This window comes from Vibrio ichthyoenteri ATCC 700023, from assembly GCF_000222605.1.
Taxonomy (GTDB): Bacteria; Pseudomonadota; Gammaproteobacteria; order Enterobacterales; family Vibrionaceae; genus Vibrio; species Vibrio ichthyoenteri.
In genome coordinates this window covers 1-8,000 of record NZ_AFWF01000119.1, presented here as the reverse complement: position 1 = coordinate 8,000, position 8,000 = coordinate 1, and the positions used below count along the sequence as shown (strand labels likewise).

Below are 8,000 nucleotides of genomic sequence, written 5' to 3'. Positions count from 1 at the left end.
TGGAGATTGAACAACCGGACACTAAAAGTAATGCTACGAATGGTATTGTATTTGATAATGTCATTACTAATTCCTTTATCTTCTCTAACGCTCATTAATCAATTTCTTCGCTACACGAATGACAGTACGAGCTGATACGCTTGTTAGTTTTGCTGTGTCGCTTATGCTCAGTCCATTAATGACTCTAAGCTGGTAGATTTTTTCATGGAGTTCTAGATCTGCCTGTCTGCCGCGATACTTACCTTCCTCTTTCGCTTTTTTTATTCCCTCGGCCTGACGGCGGCGGCGATCTTTATAATCTTTCCTTGCGATAGCGGCCAACATATCCATCATCATACTGTTGATGGCCTTTATCATCGAGTTGGTAAATTCGTCTGTTATTTGGGGGGAGAATGCAATATGACTCGTTGGTAAGTCTAAACTGATCACCTTTAACTCTTTCTCAAGTAACATTTCCTTTAATGTGAACCAACTTTTTTCATCTAGACGTGAAAGGCGATCTATCTGCTCAATGATAATTGCGTCTCCGATTGCTGCATCATCAAGTAAACGTAAAAGTTCTGGTCTTTGTAGTGATGCACCGGATTTGTTTTCTATATACCATCCAGCTACACGAAACCCTTTTTGCTGTACAAATTGCTGTAATGAATGTTGTGCTCGTTTCGCATCCTGATCGGAAGTCGATGCTCTTAGGTAGCCAAAGATGTACATAGTTCCCTCAAAATGACATTTAAGTAATGATCTAATGGTGTGTGTCATATAGGTTATGACATTCATGGTTTTTGTGTCAATTTAAGATTATGATCTAGAGGTATACCTAAGTGGCGTATATCTGTTTTAAGTTTATGAGTTAAATCAATGTGATGCAAGTTGCTTATGGTTCTACAAGATAACCTAATATCGACATTTACTTCGGTTGTGGTAATTTTCTGTCATATTTTTGCGGGATTTCACTTATATGGTTTACATCGAAAGAATTATAAGAAAGATGAATCAAGGTCAAACGGGACCGTATCTTTGTGTTGGCGATGATGATAATCAGTATATTGTTAAAGGACCTAATACTACCTATCAAGGTCTAATCCATGAGTGGGTTTGTGGGAGATTAGGTAAAGTAATTGGATTACCAGTTCCACATTTTGATATTGCTTATGTTGACGGATCTTTGCTTGAATATGGACGTTACGAACTTAGTGAGGGATACTGGTTTGCTTCACGGTATGAGGAAAATATTCAAGATGTTCCTTACCAGAGACTCGCGGATTTAGACGTAAATGGCTTGAAGTTATTGTTTTTGTTTGATTATTGGATTAAGAATGGTGATCGTAATCTAACTGAACATGGTGGTAACCCAAATTTATTTATTCGGTCTGATCTGCGCTCTTTTATTGTTCTTGATCATAACTTAGCATTTGATCCAGATTATGAAGATAACTTTCATAATCTCAAAAATCTTCATGTTGGTTCAAGTGCTTGGTTTTCTGAGCAAAGGTCCTTATTCGACCCTAATACCTATGAAGAACTTCTTGAGCGCTGCTTTGGTGAGCTAAACTCAATTATAGATTCGGTACCAAAAGAGTGGGTCGAATGCTGTGCCGAGAATGGTGTTTTTGAAGATATTCGAGTAACATTGTCACGTTTTAGAACGCAGGCATTCTGGGAGGGTATAAGATGAAAAAACTAGTTCGCTATTCTGTAATACGTTTTATGCCGTACACTGAGACTCAAGAATTCGCAAATGTCGGTGTTGTCGTTCATGTGCCTCAAACTGGTGGGATACTCTTTAGATTAGCAAGTAAACGATTTGCGCGTGTTTCTCAATTTTTCGATGATCTTGACGGCCAACTTTATTCTAATGCTATTGAAATGTTTAATTTCGAGCTTTTACGAATTAAAGATTTTGCTAAAGATATGCGCGGAAAAAATTTAGCTGGTTTTATGGATGAAGTTACGAGGCAAAGAGAAGGTTTTCTCATTTTTAGTGAAACTGCTGCTCTTTTGACCAGCGACTCTCTGGAACTAGTTTTAGAAAAGCTGTTTGAGCAATATGTTGGCAGGAGCTTCAATACGAAAGAACACCGAGAAACACTTCTTGTCTCTAGTTTGAAAAAACAATTGGATGGAGTGAGCAAATACAAGTTTACAAAAAGTAAGCTTAATGCTGACTATGTTTCTTTTGAATTGCCATTAGTGGCTACAAATGGTTTGGAAACAAAGGCTATCAAACCTTTAAGCTTTTACCAAGATAAGCCTTTAAAGCTGATAGACCATGGTGAATTTTGGATTTCGAGAATCAAGCATTTATTGAACTCAAATACTCTTGAGCCAAGTAATTTCCTTTTTGCTATTGATTGTCCAGAGTATAAAGATATGAATCTTGAAGCTGCGTTTATGTCTTTGCATAATGAAATGCAGTCACTTGGAGTCAATGTAATCGATGTCCACGATTTGCGTAATATTGAGATGTTCGCAAGATTCGATTCAGAAAGTTCTGAGCATTTTCAACTAGCGCATTAGAAACGGCAAATTCTGAAAGAATAAAAAAGGCTTAGTGATCATTCCAAGCCTTTTAATTTACAGGTTAGCTTATTTTTTAGACGACTTGCTTGGCTTTAACTCAGGAGTATTTCCTGGGGTGTTTTTATTGTCATGGCGACGTTGATCAGGTTTTCCTGTGGATTCAGCAATTGGTTTTGGACCTGGTTTAAGACTCATTTTTGTTATTCTTGAATTGAATAAATTTTTTGCACTTGTATTTTTGAACACACTTTTTCTATGTTACGTAAATTCTCGGGACGTGAATCAACCGGTTGGCATAACGACCCAAAAGACTACCAAAACTGAGATGAGACTTAATTTTTTGCAACAAAGCCATTTAAACTAGCAACCTTTTAGGTTTATAATTTTCCCATTCAGGCAAAGAAAAAACTTTTTCTTGAGATACAGGTTTTCCATTGATGAAAAATTTCACATGTGTTTTGATATTTTCATTATTTCGATGTCGATATATCCATCTTAATTCATGTGCAGTAATAGCATCACCATGTTTACCATTTTTTCTAGCAATATCATCGATAGAATCAACTAACTTATCAAGTGTAAAAATAACATCTCGCTTTCTTAATTTTGTCTGAAATTCTAGTCCCGCTTTACTCGTTTTCATCCATATATCTTCTTTTGATAAATGCGAAAATCTAACATTTGTAACATTATATTGTGGATGGTTAATTAAGAACTCTTTAAATTCCATGCCTCGTTCTGAATCATTTAATCTTTCATTTATAATGTGATTAGAATTAAATTTAGACCTATTCCTATCACTCCAAACAGCATTGGTCAGAGTGTTTTGTATAATTATGTCTTTTTCTGTAAATCCATAAATAGATTTAACTAAAGAATTTATCCTAACCCTTTCTCCTGTAAGTCCATATACAACATCGCCCAATTTAAATGAACTTGCTTCTCCCATGAAACTGCCTGAAAATTTAACATCATCCCTATTTAGGATTTCGGCACTTAAATTAATTAAATCTGTTATTATATTTAATCCTTTTGGAATTGTATCAACATCTATTTCCCAACTTTTTCCGTGAATGCTACTTAAAAGTATTTCATTTAAACTTTTAGGTAATTTTTTTGGTAGAGTAATATTGTCACAGCATTCGATATGTAGTTTTTCAAGTTTATCAGGAAGAAAGTCTTCTATAAGAAAGCTTTCTGATATTATAACAGAACCCAAATATAATTCCTTTAAGTCAAGAGGTATAGATTCAATTAAAGGAATCAATGGGCTTCTATAAATTTCCATTTTTTTTAAATCATATGGGATCTCTACATATGGAATTTCAGTAAAGTCCATTACGCATAATGACTGTAAACTTGTTGAAAATCTTGGTAGGAAGTTGCCATTCTGAGCAGTAAAACTTAATAAATTATTTGGTAATTCTGGAAACTCATCATTTGCGTACGTGTATGGAGACATATCTATAGAAAATGATTCCAATTCTTCAGGAAGCGCTGGGATTTTTAGATTTGGACTATCTGATATTGTAATGATTTTTATACTGCTAGGCAGTGTTGGTATATTTTTAAGGTTATCGCAAGATTTAATTATTAACTCTGATATATTGTCAGGAAAATAAGGTATAGATGTCAAGTCAGTGAGTGAACATATTGATAGTACACCTGTTTCTATCGATTGCGCCACTTCATTGACGAAAATCTCTCGATCCAAGACTTCATTACTCGGAGAATTATCCTTCCAAGCATCCAGAAATGAGATGTTTTTCTGGCTATGGATAGATGATGATGTGTGATTAATAAACATTTCTTATCATTCTCTTTATTTTTTAAAATGCAAAACATTTATGTTAATTAATGTTTATAACTGTAAGAATATTTTTATGTTTATCTAAAGCAATCGAGATATTCCACGCAGTTATCTATGGGGTGGTTATCTTATGATGTTATTTCGCAAAATATTGACTAACAAATTAACTTACTAACTATAAATTAACACGTGAATAAAAATGATATATTATATATTGCTATTTTTGGTCATGACTCCAATCAGTTGATTCAAAGATAGAACTCCCGCTCAATGAATGTTCCTCTCACTTTGTCGTGCATCTCGGCTTTGTTGCGTAAATCGGTGGAACTAAATCCAAAGCTTACGATCTGATCGGCTACATTCATTCAACTCTGTAGTCTCATGTCGAAACCTAGTTACAAAACAAGCAACTGGAAGCAATACAATCAAGCTCTCATAAACCGAGGCTCTCTGACGTTTTGGATTGACGAGGAAGCGATAAAAGAGTGGAAACAAGGCAAGCAAAACAAGCGCGGGAGACCTCGTGTTTTCAGTGATTTAGCCATGACAACCGCTTTAATGATAAAGCGTATTTTTTCAATGCCACTTCGCGCTTCGCAAGGCTTTATTGATTCCGTGTTTCAACTTGCTCACCTTCCACTGCGCTGCCCACACTACAGTTGTATCAGTCATCGAGCCAAAGACGTTGATGTAAGTTTTAAGACGAAAACCAAAGGAGCGATTCAGCATCTTGCTATTGATGCGACAAGTCTTAAGGTTTATGGTGAGGGCGAGTGGAAAGTAAAAAAACATGGCACGGATGGTAAACGCAGAGTGTGGCGAAAATTACATCTTGTAGTTGATACGAGTACGCACGAAATTATTGCCGCAGAGTTGAGTTTATCAACGGTGACTGATGCAGAAGTGTTACCTAATTTGCTTAAGCAAACGCGTCGGAAAATCCTTGAGATATCAGGCGATGGGGCTTATGACGCGAGGGATTGCCACGCAGCAATCCGTATCAAACGAGCTGTAGCACTTATCCCTCCAAGAGAGGGGGCGGCATTCTGGGAACGAGGTCATCCGAGAAACTTAGCAGTTGGTTGTCAAAAGCTATATGGTTCGAATAAGCATTGGCTTTGTTGCGTAATTCATTTTCGAAGTGATTGAACCCTTTTACCCCAAAGCCGGCGACGAACGCGCCCGTATCCACTTGAGACAATGTTCCGCATTCATTGTATGCAGCAATGGTACTGTCTTGGTGACGAAGCAACCGAAGATGCCTTGTACTAAATTGCTTCAATACGTTTGTACCTGAACTCGAATTAGGAAACAAAGCCGTCATGACCTACCTTTCCCTTTGGATAGCAATCACATTCTCTAATTGTTCCTTTAGTGAATCGACGTGCTTATAAGCTTTTTCTATAGCACTTTTTTCGTTGAATTCGTTATATAGCCTTTTAGCTAATAAACCACCCGCAACGATTAAGCCAAGTGCACCACCGACAATAGCAGCTATCCCTCCAGTGCTTAATCCTGTAACGATTCCTGCAGTAATAGCACCTGCACCACCGATAGATACAACTCCCAAAATTGTGCTGCCAGTACTATTAAAAGCACGTTTAATACAGTCACGAGTAGTCATTTTCTCAGGTAATAGTCCTGTTGCTTTATCAATTAGCCTTTTGGTTGGTAAAGAGGAAATAAACTCCGAAATTGCCTCTTTTATTTCTGTTTCTGGTAAGCTAGATAACAAAGGATCGTTTTGCAGCTGCCCAATACCTTCGATAACAGATGCCTTATATTTATCTGTAAAAGTTATAACATCAGCCATTTTTCGCGATTGATTTCCGTTGAAAAATCCACCCATTTTATCAAAAAAACTGGGATTTTCCATCTTGTATTCTAGTTGAGATAATAATTGTTCCTCATTAAACATTGAAGCTAAGCATTCTTTAAGTTTTGCTAATTTTGCTGCCACAAGCTGATTTCGGTCGTTGTCTTGCGCTTGCTGTAGGGATTTTAGAACGTCAACTTGTTCTTTAGATGAAAGTGATCTGAAAACATCTGATTTTTTAACATTTTCAACTAATACATCCTGCATCTCTTGGTGTTTTTTTATAGCAAAATTAAACGTGTTTTGCCATGTGGCGAATACATAGGATGTTGTTTTTTCTTCTTTAATATTACAAGATAAACTTTGGGCATCAGCTAAATTAAATTTATTAATGCCATCAGTGAGACTACTAGAAAAACCGCTGATAAATAGCTGCGCGGATTTGCTAATTGCATTTTTAGCAGCATTTTCAGCTGCCTTGTTCACTATTAATGATGTTTTATTGTCTATCTTTATATTGAAATCATTGTTATTCGGGTAAGATTCGTTAGCTTTTTTGAGTGCAACATTCAGCTTCGCAAGCATTTTATTCTCAATTGAGCTGACCGTTGAAAGCTCTAGTGTTGCGCAATTAAAATGCTTGTGTAATGCCTCAATGCCTTTGTTTTCACGTCGAAGATAGCTTTGTTATGTTATTGACATTAGCCTTACCAAAATGACCTAGAATCCTCTGCTCCAAACTTAATTTCAATGTGCTTAAGTCTGTTTGTTTATCCACTTTATTTAATTGCTTGTAAACCTCATTGCTCCAGCATAAATGTTCAGAAAATGACATGGCGTTTTTTTGTAAATTTTCCCCATAACTATCAATTGAACATGATGACTGATTAACTACCCATTGCAAATAGCTTTCTTTAAAGTTGTATTTTAACAGATTGTATTCTTTATCAAGCAAGTGTATATTAATGAAAGCTCTAGGATTTGAGCCATATTCAATAGCTTTCTTTAGCGCTTTTTCATGTTCTTTAGATTCTTTAGATGGGGTAGATAAAACATTCATTTTACCAGCTAAAGCCGTAAATAGCTTATTTGTCACTGCACTCAAAGATGATGGGGAATTTGATTTTACTGGAGCAGTCGTATCAAATATTTGTTGGTTAACATTTGCTACTTGCAATGAATGATTTTGATTTAGTTAACGAAATACTGGTCGGTAACGAGTTAGACACACTTGTTCCAACTCTACTAATTATAGGTAATGGCATAATTAATCACTTAAATAAGTTTTAATTAGATTTCTATCATATTTATGATATACACATGTGCGCAAAGTGCAATCAAAGGTAATGTACACTTCACTATTAATCACATTGAACTTAGCTTTGTTGTGTAATTCAGTTCATACGTTGCGAATACAGGTCCATTACAATGGGAAGATACATCCAACCTTCATCTGTTTTTAAACAGGTAACATCACCAGCCTATATCTGGTTTGGTGCGACAGGGTTCAAATTCTGATTATTTGCAACAAAACCCATTGTAATGCTAATTGATAAAAAGTTATAATCTAATGAATTAACGTGATATATGGTTTTGGGTCATTACGAAATCGGTCGATTCATTGGACGAGAATTCTATCTTTGAATCAACTGATTGGATTCATGACCTTTTTTCCAGATCGTATCGGAGATTAGATATTGTGTTGAACTCATTTACAGTATTTTCAATAGGTGTTGTTTAACTCAGAAAATACCTATTTAGATAGGTTCTAAATCTTATTTCCTATAATAAATTTTGACACATTGTCAAAAATATAATTTAGCTGGGATACTATGTCATATAAATCATCGATTG

The 8,000-nt window shown here is 35.7% G+C and carries 7 protein-coding genes and 3 pseudogenes; 4 read left to right on the top strand and 6 right to left on the bottom strand.

The window, feature by feature from the left end; all coding sequences use genetic code 11:
- Positions 1 to 84: 84 nt before the first annotated feature.
- Positions 85 to 711 (bottom strand): recombinase family protein, encoded by a 627-nt coding sequence (locus RH85_RS09910; RefSeq protein WP_006712091.1) that lies wholly within the window; start codon positions 709 to 711, stop codon positions 85 to 87.
- 247 nt (positions 712 to 958) lie between these two features.
- Here RH85_RS09910 and RH85_RS09905 point away from each other — a divergent pair, with 247 nt between their 5' ends.
- A complete protein-coding gene (locus RH85_RS09905; RefSeq protein ID WP_006712090.1) occupies positions 959 to 1,675 on the top strand; it encodes a HipA family kinase in 717 nt (238 codons plus the stop codon).
- Positions 1,672 to 2,517 (top strand): DUF3037 domain-containing protein, encoded by an 846-nt coding sequence (locus RH85_RS09900; protein WP_006712089.1) that lies wholly within the window; start codon positions 1,672 to 1,674, stop codon positions 2,515 to 2,517. Before RH85_RS09905 ends, RH85_RS09900 begins: the two co-directional genes overlap by 4 nt.
- Positions 2,518 to 2,586: 69 nt before the next feature.
- Here the strand turns inward: RH85_RS09900 and RH85_RS22750 are convergent, their stop codons facing one another.
- On the bottom strand, positions 2,587 to 2,766 hold the full coding sequence (locus RH85_RS22750) for a hypothetical protein (RefSeq protein WP_138956460.1): 180 nt from the start codon (positions 2,764 to 2,766) through the stop codon (positions 2,587 to 2,589).
- A gap of 109 nt (positions 2,767 to 2,875) precedes the next feature.
- Positions 2,876 to 4,327, bottom strand: coding sequence for a hypothetical protein (locus tag RH85_RS22745; protein ID WP_006712088.1), 1,452 nt, complete (start codon positions 4,325 to 4,327; stop codon positions 2,876 to 2,878).
- Between the two features lie 384 nt (positions 4,328 to 4,711).
- Between RH85_RS22745 and RH85_RS09890 the strand changes: the two are divergent.
- Positions 4,712 to 5,446: pseudogene (locus RH85_RS09890) on the top strand (IS5 family transposase); the annotation flags it as partial.
- A gap of 16 nt (positions 5,447 to 5,462) precedes the next feature.
- Positions 5,463 to 5,599 (top strand): annotated as a pseudogene (locus tag RH85_RS22265) (transposase); the annotation flags it as partial.
- A 58-nt stretch (positions 5,600 to 5,657) separates the two neighbouring features.
- Here the strand turns inward: RH85_RS22265 and RH85_RS09885 are convergent.
- From RH85_RS09885 to RH85_RS23290, 3 genes and pseudogenes are all read right to left on the bottom strand, one after another.
- The gene (locus tag RH85_RS09885; RefSeq protein WP_006712086.1) at positions 5,658 to 6,731 is read right to left on the bottom strand and encodes a hypothetical protein; all 1,074 of its coding nucleotides are present in this window, start codon (positions 6,729 to 6,731) and stop codon (positions 5,658 to 5,660) included.
- An 82-nt stretch (positions 6,732 to 6,813) separates the two neighbouring features.
- Positions 6,814 to 7,323, bottom strand: coding sequence for a hypothetical protein (locus tag RH85_RS09880; protein WP_006712085.1), 510 nt, complete (start codon positions 7,321 to 7,323; stop codon positions 6,814 to 6,816).
- Between the two features lie 223 nt (positions 7,324 to 7,546).
- Positions 7,547 to 7,666: pseudogene (locus tag RH85_RS23290) on the bottom strand (IS3 family transposase); the annotation flags it as partial.
- Positions 7,667 to 8,000 lie beyond the last annotated feature (334 nt).

Coding starts and splice junctions, on each gene's coding strand:
- RH85_RS09910 (WP_006712091.1), bottom strand. CDS start 711: ATGTACATCTTTGGCTACCTAAGAGCATCGACTTCCGATCAGGATGCG.
- RH85_RS09905 (WP_006712090.1), top strand. CDS start 959: ATGGTTTACATCGAAAGAATTATAAGAAAGATGAATCAAGGTCAAACG.
- RH85_RS09900 (WP_006712089.1), top strand. CDS start 1,672: ATGAAAAAACTAGTTCGCTATTCTGTAATACGTTTTATGCCGTACACT.
- RH85_RS22745 (WP_006712088.1), bottom strand. CDS start 4,327: ATGTTTATTAATCACACATCATCATCTATCCATAGCCAGAAAAACATC.
- RH85_RS09885 (WP_006712086.1), bottom strand. CDS start 6,731: ATGCTTGCGAAGCTGAATGTTGCACTCAAAAAAGCTAACGAATCTTAC.